We start from the raw sequence: 17,777 nt of genomic DNA on the forward strand, positions 1-17,777 counted from the left end.
ACACCGTCGGCCAGGGATCAAAGGCGAAGCAACGCGGCATCAACTAAAGGCAAAACATGAAAAAAATCGCCAGGGTCCTGTTTATAGCAGCCCTCGCCATCGGTTTATCGGGTTGCATTGGCACCCCCATCGAACTGACGCCGCAAACCGAACAACGCTTGCACGAACAACCCCCAATCCGTTTCCTGCTGACATTCGATGATGGGCCCAGCGCCTCGTCTATCTGGAACCCCAGCCTGGAGGTGCTGGACGCACTCGCAGACAACCCGGTACAGCCCGGCATCAAGGCGGTGTTTTTTCTGCAGACCCGCTCGCCACGGGCCGGTGGCAGCGATATTGGCCGCTCGGTGATGCATCGTGAGCAGCAGGAGGGCCATGTGCTGGCCTTTCATACGGCGACCTACTGGCACACCAATCACCGGTTCCTGAGCCCTGATGAGCTGGAGCAATCGCTTACCCAGGGCGGGAGTGATATTGCCGCCATGACTGGCGCGCCACCGTCCCTGGTAAGGCCTCCCTTCTGGAGCTTCGACAGGCGCACCGCTGCGGCCTATCGGCAACATGGCCTGCACATTTTGTTGACCGATTTGAGCGCAAATGACGGCAAGGTCTGGGGCATTACGATGAGCCCTCGGCGGCGGATCAACCTGACCCGACAACTCTCCGAAGTGCGCGAGCGCATCGCCGCCGGGCAATTGCCAGCGGTGGATGGGGTCATCCCGGTGGTGGTGACCTTTCACGACATCAATCGTTATACCGCCCGACATGCCCGCGAATACCTGCAGATCCTGCTCGATAGCGCCAAGGCGACCGGTCTGAGGACCGCCGCCAGGCCGTTCTATGATGACCGCCAGGCACTGGAGCGAGCGGCCTTGGCCCGGACGGTCGATCACAGCGCTGAGCCCGTCCATTTGCCGGGGCTGTGGGACTGGTTGTGGGATTCGGATTCCCATTGAAGGCACCGCGAGTGCAGTCGGTGTTGCGACGTCCGGTCGGTCCCGATGGGCAATCAGCGTGTATGGTAGGCGGTGAACCCTTGTTAAAGTCGGAGGTGAGTATGAGTACTGCGATGATGACGAAAATGCACATCAACGGTTATGACGTGCTCAGCGTAAACAGCGGCCCTTGGAGAGTCTGTACCCAGGCTGACCGGTTGGGCTCCTTTGCTTCCCGCGAGGAAGCGCTGGCCTACGCGGCTGCGTTGCCGACCCGGAGAAGCCGTAGCGGCCGGCCTGTAAACACCAAATAGGTGGATGTTCGCCAATACTGTTTAGTCGACAAACCCGTGGCGAGGGACCTTGCTCCCGCTTGAGTGCGAAGCGCTCACAAAAGGGGCTGCTGCGCAGCCCAGCGGGAGCAAGCTCCCTGGCCACAGGGGCTGCGACACAGTCAGGCGCGCGCCAGCTCCAACGGGATCTCCAGGGTAAACAGGGCCCCTTGCCCCGGTCCATCGCTATGGACATGCAGACGGCCGTTCATTTCAACCGCCGCCAGGGCGCAACTGTGCAGGCCAAAGCCATGGCCGTCCTTGCGGGTGGTGAAACCATGGTTGAAGATGCGCGCCAGGTTCTCCGGGGAAATGCCTTCGCCACGGTCCTTGACGCTCAGGCACAACGTCGTTTCGTCGAGGATACGGATTCCCAGGGTCATTTCCCGCGGATGCTCGCTGATGTGCGACATGGCGAATTTGGCGTTGCTGATCAGGTTGATCAGGATCAGCAATAACCTGTGCTTGTCCCCCATGATCGCGGGTACGTCCTGGTAATCCTTGATGACGGTGACGTGATGCCGGCTGAGGGCGCCCGAGTTCATGCGTAGCGCATCTTCGAACAGGTCGCTGATATTGAGCGGTTCGATCAGCCTGGCGGCCCCTGCATAAGTTTGTTGAGTCGTGACGATTTCCTTGATGTGATCGATGCTCTTGGTCAACTGTGCCAATTCCTCGATAAGCAGTCTCTGCTCGGCGGCAATGGAGTCGACCAACTCGTTGAAGTAACGCGGCAGCAACCGGCCTTTTTCATCGAAGGTCATGAACCGGCCAAGATCTTCGGCGTGTTCATTCATCATGTTGACCGCTTTCGTGAGTCCGAGCGTTTTGCTGCTCCTTAGTTTGCGGGTCACCAACTCGGCAGAAATATTGACGCTGTTGAGCACATTGCCGACGTTGTGCAGCACATTCGTCGCGATTTCGGCCATGCCCGCCATTCGGGCCGCATCCACCAGTTCGCGCTCGGCTTCCATCAGCTCACGGGTGCGCTCCTGCACGCGCTCTTCCAGGCGTTCGTTGGACGATTGCAACGCCTGGTTGATCTGATTGATCACGGCGTAGCTGCGAACCAACCGCACTGCCAGGTAGATCATCAACAGCGCCATCAGGCTCGCGCACACGGCCAGGTAGATGTGGTATTGACGGTCGGTTGCGGCCGTCCTGCGCTGTGTCTCGTTCAACAGCTCATTGATGTTGTCCAGTTCCTGGGCAACCGGGATGACGCTGATGCGGTCAAGCAGGTCATTGACGACCGGTTGCTCCTGGATAACGGTCTTGACGTGCTGGATCAGGCTAATGAAGAGCGTCTGATCGGTCGCGGGCAACCGGTCGATGTACGGTTCCAGCTCAGTTAACTTGCCTTGCACTTCCTTGGCTTTATCCGTGGTGGCATAAAGCGCGAACTCCAGCGTTGTCAGGGCCAATTCAAGCACATTGGACGCCGCGGTCAGGCGCTCCATGGGGCTTTCGATATTCATGTCCTTGAGCAGCGTTTGAATCTGGTCTTCGACCTGCGGCAACGCATCCAGGGACGTGCGTAGATTGGCGTTGTGTTGTTCGAATTGCTCCACCAGCAAAGTCTTGTTCTTGACGGCATCCACATAACCCTTGCGCCGGGACGCCCAAAGCGCCGACAAAGGACCGGAGTTATTGAGCTGTTCCAACTGCTGCCAGCGACTGTCGGCCTCGGGTGGCGGCGCCAGTGACAGGTTACTGTTCACGCCGATCTTTTTCCTCAGGATCTTGCTGTTCCAGTTCGCGTCGGATTGTTTGAGCTGACGAATGAAGTCGCGGGATTCGAAGTAGGTCGACGAGTCGTACGTGTATGACTTGATCAAAAAGAATATCAGTGCGGAAAACACAATGAGCGCGACGGCCAGCAGGGCGGGCCATTTATATTTTTTTATAAGCGTGGTCACGCTGTTCTCCTGTGGGCACTGATCGAAGGATTCGGTGAATTTCCGGGGAGAGGGAGATGCTCAAGGCATGAGCCGAAGGGGAGGCAAGGTAATCGTCGTACGGTGGATCGTGTCGGTCTGCTTTTGCCTGGGTACACGTTGAGCTCCCTGCTAACGATGAACGTCGGGTTCATTGCCGAGTGTAGCGCTACGAGAGGGGCGATGCTTGCGAGGACGCTCCGGGATGGAGCGGGCGCGACCAGGCAGGCCGCGCCCGTGGCGTTACTTGATGTCTATGAAGGGCAGGGCGCTGTTCGGCAATACGGTGGTGGGCAGCACGCCATTCCAGCGCTCGGCCTTGGTCAGTTCCACCAGGTTCTGGTTGCTGGCCAAGGCCTGGGCCCGGGCCTTGATAGCCTCGGCTTCGGCTTTGCCGCGCAGTTCGGTCGCCAGCGCGTCTGCCTTGGCCTGGGCTACCTGCGAATCAGCTTCCGCCTGAGCCTGGGTCACCCGGATCTGTGCTTGGACCTGCTCGGTGGCGAGCTGTTGTTCGCGGGTCTTGACCTGGACTTCAGCGGCCATGCGCGCTTCGATGGCTTTCTCGTAGGCGTCACTGAAGTCGATGTTTTCGACCTGGACGCTGTCGATGATCACGGGCCCGGTGATGGTGGCCTTGATGGCCGTGGAAATATCGTTGACCAGTTGAACGCGGTTCTGCACGGCAGCCACGGCGTTGAACTTGCCAAAGACGTTTTCCACCTGGGTCGGCACCTGGCGGCTGATCATCCGGTCACGGATGCCTTCAAGGTCCTTGAACTGGGTATAGACCTTCGCCACATCGGAAGGGGCGATATGCCAGGACACGGAGACCTTGAGCTGGGCGGACTGTTGATCCTTGCTGTAGGCCTGCAGGTCTTCATAAGCCGTGACTTGGCTCTGGACGCTGATCATACGTACGGATTCGATGAAGGGCGTCTTGAAGGACAGACCCGGTTCAACCACCCCGACCAGCGCTCCGTTACGCAGCAGCACGCCGCGCTCGGTCTCGTCGACCGTGTACCAGCTGCCGAACAGCACGCACAACAAGACGATGCCGACGATTGCAGCAACGATGGAGCCGATGGTTTTGCTGGTCACTTTTCTTTCCTTGAGTGGCGGGGTGGGGTTTGCCATAGCGATCTCCAATGCTGAAGCTGCAATAGGTATTTCGAATGCCGGACACGAAAAAGCCCTGAATAATCAGGGCTTTAACGTTAGAAGATGGCGGAGGCGATGGGATTCGAACTCATGGACCTGTTACAGTCGACGGTTTTCAAGACCGTTGCCTTAAACCACTCGGCCACACCTCCGTATTGCGTTGCGGGCGCCATAATACCCGAATGAAACACACTGTCAAACTCTCTACGTAGCTTGTTACAGAGCGTCTGTTATGATCCTTGCCACTGAATGTTTCAAAACCGGAGGAGTGTCGCCATGCGCGAACAGGATTACGCAGTGAACAACAGCGTGCAGGCTGAGCAGCTAGAGGTTAGCCGCGTCCTGCGCAACACTTATGGCCTGCTGGCACTCACACTCGCTTTCAGCGGTGTGATGGCCTACGTCGCACAACAGATGCGGGTGGGTTACCCGAACATCTTTGTCGTGCTGATCGGTTTCTATGGCCTTTTCTTCCTCACCAACAAACTCCGTGATTCGGCCTGGGGCCTGGTGTCGACTTTCGCCCTGACCGGCTTCATGGGCTTCCTGCTCGGCCCGATCCTCAATCGCTACCTGCAAATGCAGGGCGGCGCCGAAGTGGTCAGCTCGGCCTTTGCCATGACCGCCCTGGTATTTGGTGGTTTGTCGGCCTACGTGCTGATTTCCCGCAAGGACATGAGTTTCCTCGGCGGTTTCATCACCGCAGGTTTCTTCGTCCTGATGGGGGCCGTGCTGGCCAGCTTCTTCTTTCAGATCAGCGGCCTGCAACTGGCGATCAGCGCTGGCTTCGTGCTGTTCTCGTCGGTCTGCATCCTGTATCAGACCAGCGCTATCATCCATGGCGGCGAGCGTAACTACATCATGGCGACTGTCAGCCTGTATGTATCGATCTACAACTTGTTCGTCAGCTTGCTGCAGCTGTTTGGCCTGATGGGGCGTGACGACTGATTGTACTGTGATGAGTGAACAGCCCGCTTCGGCGTGATGCTGTTCACATAGTGGAAACGGCGTTTTTCAGAGATGAAAAGCGCCGTTTTTTTTGACATTTTTTGGATGGGTTGGTGTGTATATCCGTTTCTTCGGTAACGACTACTTAGGGTTCCGCCCTGACGGCGGGGCACTTTTGGAAGAGCCCACTGCGCAATGCCTGCGTTCGGCCAGCGTGGTTTAACGGGGCGTCCAGATCAAGATCAAAAGCAAAGCAAGAGCGGGGGGATGCCCAGCATCTATGTGGCTGAGCCACCGCTATCGCGAGCAAGCTCGCTCCCACACTGGATCTTTGGCTGGCACAAAATCCGTGTGCACTGCAAAACCTGTGGGAGCGAGCTTGCTCGCGATAGCGGTTTCGCAGTCAATGAAGAGGTTGAACAGGCTGGCCTCTTCGCGAGCAAGCTCGCTCCCACAGGGCAAACCAGGCAGACGCCTACGCCATCGGTGGCAACCGCCGCTTGACCGGGGTCTTCTTGACGATGGCCGTATTGGTCTCGGCGTGGATATTGAGCTTGTCCAACACCGTATCCAGCTGTTCCATCGAGCGCACGTGCAGGCGCGCGATGAAGCAGTCGTCGCCGGTGACCTTGTCGCATTCGGTGAATTCAGCGATGCCCTGGATCTGCCGCTCCACTTCCTGCAACTGTCCCGGCAGCGGGCGGATACGCACGATGGCCTGGAGTTGATAGCCGAAGCACTTGGGATCGACCTCGACGGTGTAGCCCCTGAGCACGCCGCGTTCCTCGAGCCGGCGAAGGCGCTCGGCGACGCTGGGGGAGGACAGGCCACTGAGATTTGCCAGGGCCTTGAGAGAGCGTCGGGAATCTTCCATCAGGGCACTGATGAGGATCTGGTCAATGTCGTCAGTCATTTCAGCTCCATTAGGCGAATGCGTGAAGTTGCCTTGATAAAAAAGGTCGAAAGGCAGTTTAGCCTTTTTCAAGCCATGGAGAAGGCCCCGGTCGGCTCGGCATACTGTGTCCACTTGCTGAAGGAGCCTGAAGATGGACAAGACCTTACGCCGCGGTTCGCTGGAAATGACCGCCGCCATGCTGATTTCCGGAACCATAGGTTGGTTCGTGCTGGTTTCCGGTTTGCCGGTGCTGGACGTGGTGTTCTGGCGTTGCGTGTTCGGCGCCGTGACCTTGTTATTGATCTGCGCCGGTTTCGGCTTTTTGCGCCCCGGCATCCTCACCCGTACCACCTTCCTGCTGGCGGTGCTCAGTGGTGTGGCGATCGTCGGCAACTGGGTATTGCTGTTTGCCTCTTACTCCCGTGCTTCGATTGCCATCGGCACGGCGGTGTACAACGTCCAGCCGTTCATGTTGGTAGGGCTGGCGGCGTTGTTCCTGGGGGAGAAAATCACCGTGCAAAAACTGTTCTGGCTGGCGGTGTCGTTTCTCGGAATGCTGGCCATTGTCAGTGCCCATGGTGACCAAGGGCAGGGCGGCGGTGACTATCTGCTGGGTATTGCGTTGGCGCTCGGGGCTGCGTTGCTGTACGCCATCGCGGCGTTGATCATCAAACGCCTGACCGGCACGCCACCCCATCTGATCGCGCTGATCCAGGTCAGCACTGGCGTGCTGCTGTTGGCACCTTGGGCGAACTTCTCGGTGTTGCCGCAACACGCCCAGGCCTGGGCCAGCCTATTGACCCTGGGCATGGTGCACACCGGCGTGATGTACGTGCTGTTGTACAGCGCCATTCAACGGTTGCCGACCGCGTTGACCGGGGCATTGTCGTTCATCTATCCGATCGCAGCGATCTTCGTCGACTGGTTCGCCTTCGGCCATCGCCTCGAGCCGCTGCAATGGCTGGGGGTGGCGGCGATCCTGCTGGCGGCTGCCGGCATGCAACAGGGCTGGAGCATCAAGTGGCGTCGCCCAGCCCTGCCGTAGCCCACCGTCCGGGCGTGGATCAGAAGATGTAGTCCGTGGTCAGGAAGTTGGAATCCCCGCTCACGGATGATGTCGCTGATCAACGCCTTGTTGCTGTCCTGGAACTTGGTCGCCACCAGTGTGCGGATGGAAAAGGTGCGCAACGCATCGTGAACGGACAAGGTGCCCTCGGCCGAATTCTTGCGGCCATTGAACGGGAAGGTGTCTGGGCCCCGCTGGCACTGGGCGTTGATGTTGATGCGGCCGACCTGGTTGGCGAAGGTGTCCACCAGCTTGCCGACTTGTGCCGGGTTGGTGCCGAAAATGCTGAGCAGCTGGCCGAAGTCGGACTCCAGTACGTAATCGACCACCGTATTGAGGTCGCGGTACGGCACGATGGGCACGACCGGGCCGAACTGTTCTTCGTGGTAGACCCGCATCGCCGTGTTCACCGGGTACAACACCGCCGGATAGAAGAATGAGTTGCGCGACTCGCCACCGTGGGCATTCTTCACTTGCGCACCCTTGGCGACCGCATCGGCCACCAGAGAATGCAGGTAGTCGACCTTGCCCGCTTCAGGCAACGGCGTCAGCGCCACACCGTCTTCCCACGGCATGCCGGGTTTCAGGCTGGCGAGCTTGGCGTTGAATTTCTCGATGAATGCCGGCGCCACGTCTTCATGGACAAACAGGATTTTCAGCGCCGTACAGCGTTGACCGTTGAAGGACAGCGAGCCGGTCAACGCCTCGCTGACCGCGTTGTCCAGGTCCACGTCCGGCAGCACCAGCCCGGGGTTTTTCGCATCCAGCCCCAGGGCGGCACGCAAGCGGTGCGGGCGCGGGTGGAGTTTCTTCAGGTCGCTTGCGGCCTTGTTGGTGCCAATGAAGGCGAATATATCGATCTTGCCGCTGGCCATCAGCGCGCTGACGGTTTCCCGGCCGCTGCCGTAGATCACGTTGATCACGCCCGCCGGGAAGCTGTCGCGGAAGGCTTCGAGCAGCGGCCGCACCAACAGCACGCCGAGCTTGGCCGGCTTGAACACCACGGTGTTGCCCATGATCAAGGCAGGGATCAGCGTGGTGAAGGTTTCGTTCAGCGGATAGTTGTAAGGCCCCATGCACAAGGCCACGCCGAGGGGAACGCGGCGGATTTGCCCGAGGGTGTCCTGTTCCAGTTCGAAACGGCTGGAGCGGCGGTCCAGTTCCTTGAGGGCATTGATAGTGTCGACGATGTAATCGCAGGTACGGTCGAATTCCTTCTGGGAATCCTTGAGGTTCTTGCCGATCTCCCACATCAGCAACTTGACTACGGCCTCGCGCTGTTCGCGCATACGCGCCAGGAAGGTTTCCACGTGACGGATGCGCTCGGCGACGCGCATCGTCGGCCATTGGCCCTGGCCGCGATCGTAAGCCCGGACGGCGGCGTCGAGGGCGGTGAGGGCGGTCTCGGCATCCAGCAGCGGCGTGCTGCCGAGAATCACTTGTTCATCGCCCAACTCGCCGGTCAGGTAGACGGGACTGCGGACAACGGCCAGCGGCCCTTGCCAGGTTTTCAAGACGCCGTCGACCAGGTATTCGCGCTGCTCGATCCGCCCTTCGAGGCGGTAGGCGTCGGGGATGTCGGCGGCACCGGGGAACAGGTTGGTGAGGAAGGGGGCGGTGGTCATGTCGTTACTCCATCAATGAAATGAGCCATGGGCGGACGGCTTGCAGGTAGGAAACGCTTTTAGCGTTATACGCCTTTTTTAAGTGGCGGCAGATTGCTTGCGCCGGACGACGTTGTAGGAGCCGCCGAGCGAAGCGAGGCTGGGATCTTTTCCCAAACACTTGAGTCCCAAGTGAAAGATCAAAAGATCGCAGCCTCGCTTCGCTCGACAGCTCCTACACAGCTTCTGCTACGTGATAGGGATCACCAGCGCATCCGCACCCCCATGCTGGTAATGACGCCGTTGAGGTCGTTGTCGTCGACGTCACTGCTGTAATCGGCGCTGACATACAGGCTGACCGCCGGCGTGACCCGTGCCACCAGGCCCAGGCCGACTTCGACGGTGGAGGATTTTCGGCTGCTGCTGATCTTGTCGACCTTATCCAGGGACACGGTGCCAACGTTCTGGACGGTGTGCCACAGGTTGGTTCGCAGGTAGGGTTCCACACCGAGACCGTTGACCTGATAGGTCCCTTTGAGTCGTGCGCCAACACGACCGCTCCAACTGCTCAGTTCATCGCCGTTGCCGTTCTCGGCGTTCGGTGTGTCGAGAGTGACGCGCTGGTTGATCAGTTGTGCCTGGGGTTCGACCACCCAGTGGGTGCTGATGCCGATGGGAAAGCCACCTTCAACCGACAGTGTTACCGCATGGCCTTCGGTGGCCTGGCGCTGGCCTTGTTCGGTACGGCTGTAGCCGTTGACCCGGCCGCCGCTGGCGCTCAGGTCGATGTGCCAGCCTGTAGGGCCGGTGAGGCTCCAATAGGCACCGAGGCTCGAACCTTTCAGGTTGAGGGCATCTTTGCCCGGTTCGGCCTGCGCGGGCATCACCAACACGCCGCCGCCGGTTGAAATGATTTGGTTATGCCCGTTGGTCAGCCCCATGCGCTGGGTATGGCCGCTGTCGTTTCGCAAGGTGAACAGGGCGGGGCTTTTGCCGGAAGCAGGCTCACTTCCGATGAGTGCCGTATCGAGGTGGGTGGGCGGTGTTCGGTCGTACCAGGGTTGCACGGTTTCCTCGGCAGGCCAGGCCTGGGCCTCCATGGATGAAAGCAGCAGCAACGACGTAGAAACGGTATGGAAAGGGGTGGTGAACGCTTGTGGACGGGGGGAAGTTTTCATGGGGGCCTGCCTTGCAATCGCATGCATTTCTCGCTTTTTGGCGTCTCTCCTACCCCGAATGAGGGGCGACCGAATGGATTGAGGCAAGCCTTTGGCGGCCCGTCTTGACGGGTTCCAGAGGCCTGCCCCTGACTGTATTTCCGGGGGTAGTACGGTGTAGTCAAGAAGACTGATGGCAGTGCGTCAAGAAACTGAACGATGAATGGCAAGATGAAATCAGCGCCAATAAAGCGCTGATTTAAATTGGTTATTAAGAAGGCTGTTTAAGCGTAAGACCTCCGTCGCAGCGTCTGCCTACCAACTGATCCGCACACCAATATTGCCGCTTGTGCTCTGTTGCTGGTTGCTGTCGAGGTTGTTGCTGTAGTTGACAGCGGCGTAAACATTGACCGCAGGCGCCAGGCTAACGATGACGCCGACGCCCAAGTCGCCAGTGGAGGCGCGCTGTTGGGTCTCGACCCGCTCCGTATCGTCGAACGTCACCGAATCGGTGCCGGAAAACGTGTGCCAGAGATTGGCGCGCAAGTACGGTTCCACGGGCATGCCGCTGACCTGATAGCGACCCTTCAGACGAGCGCCGACACGGCCGGTCCAGGCGCCGTCGGAATCGAATTCGACCTTGGAGATCCCATCGTTTTGCGTATCCAGGGAAACCTTCTGGTGGATGACCTGGGCTTGGGGTTCGAAGACCCAGTCGGAGGTTACCGCGAAGGGATAGCCGGCCTCCGCCGAAACGGTCAGGGCGTGCCCGCGATTATCGATTTTCAGGCCGCGTTCGGAACGGTTGTCGCCGTTCAGTCGCGTGCCCATCACCACGGCATCGACGTAGCCGCCGCTAGGGTCGGTGAGCGTCCAGTAGAGCCCATAGCTGTCGCCGTCGAGTTCTATCTTGCCGGCGTGTCGGCCTTCGAAACCCAGGTTGAAGCCTTTGACCTTGCCGTTCAATTCCGTGTGCCCGACGAAGAAGCCAATGCGCTGGGTCTGGCCGCCGGATAGTTGCGAGCTGTATAGATCGTTTCCCACCTGGAACCCTTTGATCGACCCATCGAACTGCGGCGTCACCGTGCCGGCCCAGGTTTTATTCAGGTCTGTGCCATAGACCCGGCCCCAACCCGCGCCGAATGCGCCGGTTTCCGTGAGCAGGCGCTGGTCACCTTGACGGTCATGGAATGTGCCGAGGGCCATCAACGTCAATTGCGCCGCCGCCGGAGGCAGCACCGACCAGGTCGGCACTTCCGGGCGATACAACGGGATGGGCGCCGCGCCGGGCACTGCGGTTGGCAAGGGCGGCAGCGTCGGCACGGGTGGCGCACCCGGCGCGGGAGGCGCGGTCGGGATGGGGGCTGGTACTGGTCCGGCGACCACGGTGGAGCGCAGGTACCAGTTGTTTTCATTGCCGGTCACGCCGCCCTTGAACAGGCGGTAATCGAACGCACCGGCCGAGATGGACTGCCCCTGCGAAAAGGCGTTGATGTCACTGACCGCGCCACCCAGGGCCTGGACCACTTCGATACCGTCCTGGGTCGTCTGTGCGCCCGTGCCGCCGAGGTTCGTGACTATGATGGTGGTAGTGCCGGTGAGCGTCCCGCCATTGACCACCAGTTTGTCACTGGCAGAACCATCGGCACCAACGGCCGTTTGCACATGCAGCTGGCCATTGTTGCCGACGTAGTTGCCCTGGACGGTAAGCGTGTCGTTGGTGCGGGTGTTGCCCTGGGTAAGGTCTATCGTGCCGGCGTTGTTGAGCGTCGCCAGTTGACCGGCGGTAAAAGGCGCGATGACGCCTTGGGTCGCCGTCAGCGTGCTGCCGCTTTCGATGTTGAGCGTCCCGGTGGCGGTGGCGCTGTCACCCAAGGTCAGGGTGTCGTTAAGGTCCAGTTGGGAGCCTTGGGTGAGGTTGATCGTTTCCCAATTGAGGTAACGGGCGCCGGTGCTGGAGGTGCTGCCTTCGAAGGTCAAGACGTCCTGGCCCAACTCACCGTCCACGCTGGGCGTGGTGGCGAGCGTTGTTTCATCGAGAGCACTCAACTGCGCCGTGTCGTTGCCCACACCCATTAAAACGGCGGAGTGAATGAGGCCGCCGCTCCACTGGAACTGGTCATCGCCGGCACTGGCCCGGACCTCGCCGAGTATTTCGCCACCGCTGACGGTGATGCTGTCGTTGCCGCCGCTGACGCTGACATTGCCGCCGATGCGTCCCGCGGAGAGGATGATGGTGTCCTGACCGAAACCGGTCACCAGGTTGCCAATGATATTGCCGCCTGACATGTCGAAAACGTTGTCATCGAGTTTCATGTCGACCCGGCCGATGGTACCGCCGGTCATCTTCGCAACGTCGCCGTCTTCGAATGCGTCAACGATGATTCCACCGTTCATTTCGAACGTATCGAGGCCGTCCCCTTGGGCCAGGGACAGGATCCTGCCGCCATTCATGATGAAATCGTCCACTCCAGAGCCCTGCTGTACATCGCCGTCGATCACGCCGTTGGCGTTGATCACGATGCTGTCGACGCCGGCGCCGAACGTGACGTCGCCAGTAATGAGGCCGCTGCCGTTGGCGGGCATGGTCAGGCTGTTGTTACCCGAAAGGTCCGTCAGCCCGGGGCTGGTGCCGCTGTCGCAGACATAGGAATCATTGCCTGCGGTCGGTACCAGCGTGCAGGCCGCCATGGCGGAGGATGCGGGTAACAGGAAGGGGGCCGATACGCACAAGGCGTTGAACAGCCGATTGAATCCTTTATCGTGCCGAATCATGTGCTATCCCTCTGCATCGGCATCCCCATGGACACCGGTTCCAGCATCGGTTGCGCAACAGATGGCACACAGGGCCTGGCAACGCTCGCTGTATGGAAAGGCACCCTAGCAACGATTAAAGGGCGTCGCTACTGTCAGAACTTACAGGTCAACGCTCAGAAAGAGGGAGGGAAGGCTCGCTTTACAAATGCACTTCCACCGAAAGCGGCAGGTGGTCACTCAGGTGGGTCCAGGGTTTGTTGCCCAGTATTTGCGGGGAATGACTGCTGGCGTTGCGCAGGTAAATGCGGTCCAGGCGCAACAGCGGGAAGCGGGCCGGGTAGGTCCTGGCGGGGCGGCCAAGGTGCTGCTCGAACGCTTCGTGCAGGTAACCTCGGCGGGCAAGGGCGAGGTTGCCGCGCAGTTGCCAGTCGTTGAAGTCACCGGCAATGATCACCGGGGCATCCTCGGGTAGCGAATCGAGCAATTGGCAAAGCAGTTTGAGTTGTAACTGGCGATGGCTTTCCAACAGGCTCAGGTGCACGCAGATCCCATGGACCGCAGCGTGGCCCGGCACATCCAGCACGCAATGCAACAACCCGCGCCGCTCGGGCCCGGTGATGGACACGTCGAGATTGCGAAACTGGCGGATCGGGTATTTGGAGAGCAAGGCGTTGCCATGATGACCATCGGGGTAAACCGCATTACGGCCGTAGGCGAAGTCGCTCCACATGCTGTCGGCGAGGAATTCGTACTGGGACGTCTGGGGCCAGTTGTCGTAGCGTGACGCGTGGCGGTCATGTTCACCCAGTACCTCTTGCAGGAACACCAGGTCGGCGCCGGTACTGCGCACCGCTTCGCGCAATTCGGGCAAGATGAAGCGCCGGTTGAGGGCGGTAAAACCCTTGTGGGTGTTGACCGTCAGGACCCGCAGTCGATGAACCGCCGCAGGCGCGTCCGATTTTTGTATTGGTTCGACGGCTCGCCAATCGGGATCTTGAGTCACGTTCACTCCTGAATCAGACGTACTTGTTCATGCGACTGACCCAAGGCACCGGCAGTTCCGGATTTTTCATACCCTTGTCGATCGCCATCGCGAGCAAGCTCACTCCCACAGGGACTGGTGGCGTACAGAAGTAGCAGTTCCAATGTGGGAGCGAGCTTGCTCGCGATGGCAGTGGGTCTGAACCGCCGCCATCCGCGAACAAACCCAGCTTTTACAGGTGCGTGTTCAGATGAAGACAATCTCATAGGGCAAACCCATCCGGTCAAGGATGACCCTGGGCAACAAGGGGGCGATGCCGCTCGCCGGTTCGCCGGCGAGTTGGCTGACGTAGGCGTGCATGGCGTGACGTTTGCGGGCGGTGGTCCAGACGTCGAGGCGCAGTTTGCGGGCCCGGTGCCAGGGGATTTTATTTTGTTCGCGGACCGGCCAGTGCCAGGCCCACACCGGGAGCTCGTTGAACGCCACCCCGATCCTGTCGGCGGCCAGCGCCCCGGCGCGTCCGACGGTGTCGTGGTCGCTGTCGCCATCCAGGCGCCAGGTGCTGAACACCACGTCACCGGGGCGCAGGTGACGGGCGATAAAAGAGGTCAGCTCGGCTTCGTGTTCGGCCAGGTTTTTTTCCGGAAAACCGCCGCGCACCCATTGCAGGCCATGGGCGGCGATGCCCAGGCGATGCAGGGCGTCGACGCTTTCCTGGGGGTGGGGACGGTGCGTACGCAGGCGTTCGTCGTTCCACAACGGTGAGCCGGGGTGGGCCAGGGCGCCATCGGTGACCGAGATCAGCAACATAGGCTGGTCCAGGTTGCTCAGCAATTGCAGCAATCCGCCACAGGCCCCGACTTCATCGCCCGGGTGCGGGGCAAGGATGACGGCGCGAGCACCAGCGGGAATGAGTGTCTGGGTACTGATGATCGGAATATCGGCCAGTTGCGCAGCACTGTTCCAGATTTGCGGGTGCTGCCGGCCAGGCAAGCGAGAGGCGGGCTTCATAAATGACATCCTTGTATGTGTTCAATCTTTCAGCCATGCACCGGGCCTACTGTCCGATGGCACCGATGTGGGCATGACTGCGATTCACAGCGCTCCGAATCCTGGAGACTACCGCAGGGGAAGTATTGACCATGTCAGCCGATTCGTCTCGTGACATGTGCGTCTGAACTGCATTTTTTTCTTCAAACTGAATGGTGTGGCTGGAAAAACCGCATCCTTGCGGTTCCCATCGGTTAACTGCGAATCGTTCAATCCTCTTCTTCGCGTTGCAGCTCGAACAGCAGCAACGAGCGTCCGGTGACAGAGTATTCGGATTCGAAATCGAAGCGCTCCTGGCCACGAACGGTCGGCTGGTTGGTGTCGACCATGCAGGTCCAGAAACTGCCCTCGGGGACTTCCGGCAAGCGGAAGTTAACGATGTCATGGTGCGCATTGACCACCAGCAGCAGCGTCGCATCGCCACCCTTGCGTCGAATGCCGGTCTCCTGGGCGCGGCCATCCATCAGCATGCCCAGGCAGCGACCATTGCCGTCTTGCCACTGTTCGATGCTCATTTCGCTGCCGTCCGGTGCCAGCCAAGTCACATCCTTGACCCCGATGTCCTCGTTGTAGTTGCCCACCAGGAAGCGTCCGCGGCGCAGGATCGGGTAGGTCAGGCGCAACTTGATCAGGCGTTTGACGAACTTGAGCAGCGCCGCGCCATCCTCGCTCAGGTCCCAGTTGACCCAGCCGATCTCACTGTCCTGGCAATAGGCGTTGTTGTTGCCGTGCTGGGTACGGGCAAATTCGTCGCCGGCGACGATCATCGGCGTGCCTTGGGCCAGCAGCAGGGTGGCGAAGAAGTTGCGCATCTGCCGATGGCGTAGCGCGTTGATCTCGGGATCATCCGTCGGGCCTTCGACGCCATGGTTCCAGGACAGGTTGTTGTTGCTGCCGTCCTGATTGTTCTCGTCGTTGGCTTCGTTGTGCTTGTCGTTGTACGACACCAGGTCATGCAAGGTGAAACCATCATGGGCGGTAACGAAGTTCACCGAGGCGTACGGGCGCCGACCACGTTGGTTGAACATCTCGCCCGAGGCGGTCATTCGGCTGGCGAAGTCGGCGAGCTGGCCGTCATCCCCCTTCCAGAAGGCCCGCACCGTGTCGCGAAACTTGTCGTTCCACTCGACCCAGCCCGGCGGGAAGTGCCCCACCTGATAGCCACCGGGGCCACAGTCCCAAGGCTCGGCGATCATTTTCACCTGGCGCAGCACCGGGTCCTGGCGGCAAGCGACAAGGAAACTGTGGCGCTCGTCGAAACCGTCATGGTAACGACCGAGAATGGTCGCCAGGTCGAAGCGGAAACCATCGACGTGCATTTCCGTGGCCCAGTAGCGCAGGGAGTCGGTGACCATTTGCAGCACGCAGGGGTGGCTCAGGTCCAGGGTATTGCCGGTGCCGGAGTCGTTGATGTAATAGCGTTTGTCGTCGGGCATCAGCCGGTAGTACGAGGCGTTATCGATGCCGCGCATGGACAGGGTGGGGCCCTGTTCGTTGCCCTCGGCGGTGTGGTTGTAGACCACGTCGAGGATGACTTCCAGGTTGGCCTCGTGCAGGTGGGCGACCATCTCCTTGAACTCGGCGATCTTGCCGCTGGCCAGGTAGCGCGGGTCGGGCGCGAAGAAGGCAATGCTGTTGTAACCCCAGTAATTGGTCATGCCTTTATGCAGCAAGTGCTGGTCATTGACGAAGGCATGGATGGGCAGCAGCTCCACCGAAGAAACGCCCAGCTTGCGGATATGCTCCAGCACATCGTCGACCATCAGCCCGGCGAACGTGCCGCGCAGGTTCTCGGGCACCGCAGGGTGACGCATGGTGAGGCCGCGTACGTGGGTTTCATACAGGATGGTTTTGTCCCAGGGCACGCTGACGCGATGGTCGTGGCCCCAGGTGTGTGCGGGGTCGATGACCTTGCACTTGGGGACGAACGGTGCGCTGTCACGCTCATCGAAACTGAGGTCGCCGTCGGGGTGGCCGATGGTGTAGCCGAACAGGGCTTCGGACCACTTCAATTGGCCGACCAGTTGCTTGGCGTAAGGATCGATCAGCAGTTTGTTCGGGTTGAAGCGATGGCCGTTCGCCGGGTCGTACGGGCCATAGACCCGATAGCCGTAGATCAATCCCGGATGGGCATCCGGCAGATAACCGTGGTAAATCTCGTCGGTGTACTCCGGCAGCTCGATGCGTTCGAGCTCGACTTCGCCGGCATCATCGAAAATGCACAGTTCGACCTTGGTGGCATTGGCTGAAAACAGCGCGAAATTGACCCCGAGGCCATCCCAGGTTGCACCCAGTGGAAAAGGCAGCCCTTCACGAATCCGCGAGGCCTCGATAACGGGCGGCGGCGTGGTTTTGTTTGGACGGGTCATAGTTGCTCCTGCAAAAAACAGACAGATACAGCGGTGCGGTTCACTTGAAAGGGATGGCATCACCCTTCACCTGTAGCGAGGGGATTTATCCCGTTATGTGGGACAAAGTTGCTTCCTTGTGGGAGCAAGGCTTGCCCGCGATGAAGAGATGCGCTCCTTCAGACATCGAGGCGCCTGCTTCGCGAGCAAGCTTTGCTCCCACCTGGCGAAGAGACCGATAGGATGAATCAAACCGCCGGCGGTTTGCGCGGTGCTCGTGGCTTCTTGTCGGCTGTCTTGTTCGCCGGTGGCACTGTCGCGGCAGTCGCCGCAGTAGGCTTGGCCGCTGGCTTGACCTTGGGTGTGGTGTTTTTTGCGGCAGGCTTGGCCGTGGTGCTCTTGGCGGCAGCAGGCTTGGCGCCGTCGGTTTTGCTGGCCGCCGATTTACTCGCGGCCTTGGGTGGCTTGCTGGGCGCCAGCGCTTCGGCTTCGGCCAGTTTGCGCGCCATCTCCCAGTGGCGTTTTTCCTGCCCGGTGGGTTTACCCTCGGACTCCCAGATCTGATAGGCAAATTCGCGAATGCGTTTATCGTCGGTACTCATCGCAGT

The 17,777-nt window shown here is 60.0% G+C and carries 13 protein-coding genes, 1 tRNA gene and 1 pseudogene; 4 read left to right on the top strand and 11 right to left on the bottom strand.

Annotation, left to right across the window (positions count from 1 at the left end; all coding sequences use genetic code 11):
* Window positions 1–56 precede the first annotated feature (56 nt).
* Together PSH84_RS18400 and PSH84_RS18405 are read left to right on the top strand one after the other, a co-directional pair.
* Window positions 57–956: a polysaccharide deacetylase family protein gene (locus PSH84_RS18400; RefSeq protein ID WP_305470985.1), complete on the top strand. Its 900-nt coding sequence runs from the start codon at window positions 57–59 to the stop codon at window positions 954–956.
* Window positions 957–1,057: 101 nt separating this feature from the next.
* Window positions 1,058–1,249 carry a DUF2188 domain-containing protein gene (locus PSH84_RS18405; protein WP_122564624.1) on the top strand — a complete coding sequence of 64 codons (192 nt, stop codon included), beginning with the start codon at window positions 1,058–1,060 and terminating at the stop codon, window positions 1,247–1,249.
* 140 nt (window positions 1,250–1,389) lie between these two features.
* Here the strand turns inward: PSH84_RS18405 and PSH84_RS18410 are convergent, their stop codons facing one another.
* The 3 genes from PSH84_RS18410 to PSH84_RS18420 all read right to left on the bottom strand — a co-directional run bounded on the left by PSH84_RS18410 (window position 1,390) and on the right by PSH84_RS18420 (window position 4,514).
* A complete protein-coding gene (locus tag PSH84_RS18410; protein WP_305470988.1) occupies window positions 1,390–3,186 on the bottom strand; it encodes a DAHL domain-containing sensor histidine kinase in 1,797 nt (598 codons plus the stop codon).
* 261 nt (window positions 3,187–3,447) lie between these two features.
* The gene (locus PSH84_RS18415; RefSeq protein ID WP_122564622.1) at window positions 3,448–4,302 is read right to left on the bottom strand and encodes an SPFH domain-containing protein; all 855 of its coding nucleotides are present in this window, start codon (window positions 4,300–4,302) and stop codon (window positions 3,448–3,450) included.
* Between the two features lie 124 nt (window positions 4,303–4,426).
* Window positions 4,427–4,514, bottom strand: a tRNA-Ser gene (locus PSH84_RS18420).
* A gap of 124 nt (window positions 4,515–4,638) precedes the next feature.
* Here PSH84_RS18420 and PSH84_RS18425 point away from each other — a divergent pair.
* Window positions 4,639–5,310 carry a Bax inhibitor-1/YccA family protein gene (locus PSH84_RS18425; protein WP_122564621.1) on the top strand — a complete coding sequence of 224 codons (672 nt, stop codon included), beginning with the start codon at window positions 4,639–4,641 and terminating at the stop codon, window positions 5,308–5,310.
* Between the two features lie 475 nt (window positions 5,311–5,785).
* Here PSH84_RS18425 and PSH84_RS18430 read toward each other — a convergent pair whose 3' ends face one another.
* Window positions 5,786–6,223 carry an Lrp/AsnC family transcriptional regulator gene (locus tag PSH84_RS18430; protein ID WP_122564620.1) on the bottom strand — a complete coding sequence of 146 codons (438 nt, stop codon included), beginning with the start codon at window positions 6,221–6,223 and terminating at the stop codon, window positions 5,786–5,788.
* A 133-nt stretch (window positions 6,224–6,356) separates the two neighbouring features.
* On the opposite strand from PSH84_RS18430, the gene PSH84_RS18435 reads away from it, so the two are divergent.
* Window positions 6,357–7,250 (top strand): DMT family transporter, encoded by an 894-nt coding sequence (locus PSH84_RS18435; protein ID WP_305481502.1) that lies wholly within the window; start codon window positions 6,357–6,359, stop codon window positions 7,248–7,250.
* 19 nt (window positions 7,251–7,269) lie between these two features.
* Here the strand turns inward: PSH84_RS18435 and PSH84_RS18440 are convergent.
* From PSH84_RS18440 to PSH84_RS18470, 7 genes and pseudogenes are all read right to left on the bottom strand, one after another.
* Window positions 7,270–8,896, bottom strand: a pseudogene (locus PSH84_RS18440) (NADP-dependent glyceraldehyde-3-phosphate dehydrogenase).
* Between the two features lie 242 nt (window positions 8,897–9,138).
* Window positions 9,139–10,053 carry an autotransporter domain-containing protein gene (locus PSH84_RS18445; protein ID WP_305481503.1) on the bottom strand — a complete coding sequence of 305 codons (915 nt, stop codon included), beginning with the start codon at window positions 10,051–10,053 and terminating at the stop codon, window positions 9,139–9,141.
* A gap of 294 nt (window positions 10,054–10,347) precedes the next feature.
* The gene (locus PSH84_RS18450) at window positions 10,348–12,807 is read right to left on the bottom strand and encodes an autotransporter family protein (RefSeq protein WP_305481504.1); all 2,460 of its coding nucleotides are present in this window, start codon (window positions 12,805–12,807) and stop codon (window positions 10,348–10,350) included.
* Window positions 12,808–12,988: 181 nt separating this feature from the next.
* A complete protein-coding gene (locus PSH84_RS18455) occupies window positions 12,989–13,792 on the bottom strand; it encodes an endonuclease/exonuclease/phosphatase family protein (RefSeq protein WP_305470995.1) in 804 nt (267 codons plus the stop codon).
* A 225-nt stretch (window positions 13,793–14,017) separates the two neighbouring features.
* Complete coding sequence (locus PSH84_RS18460; protein WP_305481505.1) at window positions 14,018–14,782, bottom strand: PIG-L deacetylase family protein; 765 nt, start codon at window positions 14,780–14,782, stop codon at window positions 14,018–14,020.
* Between the two features lie 248 nt (window positions 14,783–15,030).
* Window positions 15,031–17,190: a glycogen debranching protein GlgX gene (glgX, locus tag PSH84_RS18465; protein WP_122564613.1), complete on the bottom strand. Its 2,160-nt coding sequence runs from the start codon at window positions 17,188–17,190 to the stop codon at window positions 15,031–15,033.
* 227 nt (window positions 17,191–17,417) lie between these two features.
* On the bottom strand, window positions 17,418–17,771 hold the full coding sequence (locus PSH84_RS18470) for a DUF2934 domain-containing protein (RefSeq protein WP_122564612.1): 354 nt from the start codon (window positions 17,769–17,771) through the stop codon (window positions 17,418–17,420).
* Window positions 17,772–17,777 lie beyond the last annotated feature (6 nt).

It is taken from the genome of Pseudomonas beijingensis, from assembly GCF_030687295.1.
GTDB classification, from domain to species: domain Bacteria; phylum Pseudomonadota; class Gammaproteobacteria; order Pseudomonadales; family Pseudomonadaceae; genus Aquipseudomonas; species Aquipseudomonas beijingensis.

Coding starts and splice junctions, on each gene's coding strand:
- PSH84_RS18460 (WP_305481505.1), bottom strand. CDS start 14,782: ATGAAGCCCGCCTCTCGCTTGCCTGGCCGGCAGCACCCGCAAATCTGG.
- glgX (WP_122564613.1), bottom strand. CDS start 17,190: ATGACCCGTCCAAACAAAACCACGCCGCCGCCCGTTATCGAGGCCTCG.
- PSH84_RS18400 (WP_305470985.1), top strand. CDS start 57: ATGAAAAAAATCGCCAGGGTCCTGTTTATAGCAGCCCTCGCCATCGGT.
- PSH84_RS18470 (WP_122564612.1), bottom strand. CDS start 17,771: ATGAGTACCGACGATAAACGCATTCGCGAATTTGCCTATCAGATCTGG.
- PSH84_RS18450 (WP_305481504.1), bottom strand. CDS start 12,807: ATGATTCGGCACGATAAAGGATTCAATCGGCTGTTCAACGCCTTGTGC.
- PSH84_RS18445 (WP_305481503.1), bottom strand. CDS start 10,053: ATGAAAACTTCCCCCCGTCCACAAGCGTTCACCACCCCTTTCCATACC.
- PSH84_RS18430 (WP_122564620.1), bottom strand. CDS start 6,223: ATGACTGACGACATTGACCAGATCCTCATCAGTGCCCTGATGGAAGAT.
- PSH84_RS18435 (WP_305481502.1), top strand. CDS start 6,357: ATGGACAAGACCTTACGCCGCGGTTCGCTGGAAATGACCGCCGCCATG.
- PSH84_RS18405 (WP_122564624.1), top strand. CDS start 1,058: ATGAGTACTGCGATGATGACGAAAATGCACATCAACGGTTATGACGTG.
- PSH84_RS18425 (WP_122564621.1), top strand. CDS start 4,639: ATGCGCGAACAGGATTACGCAGTGAACAACAGCGTGCAGGCTGAGCAG.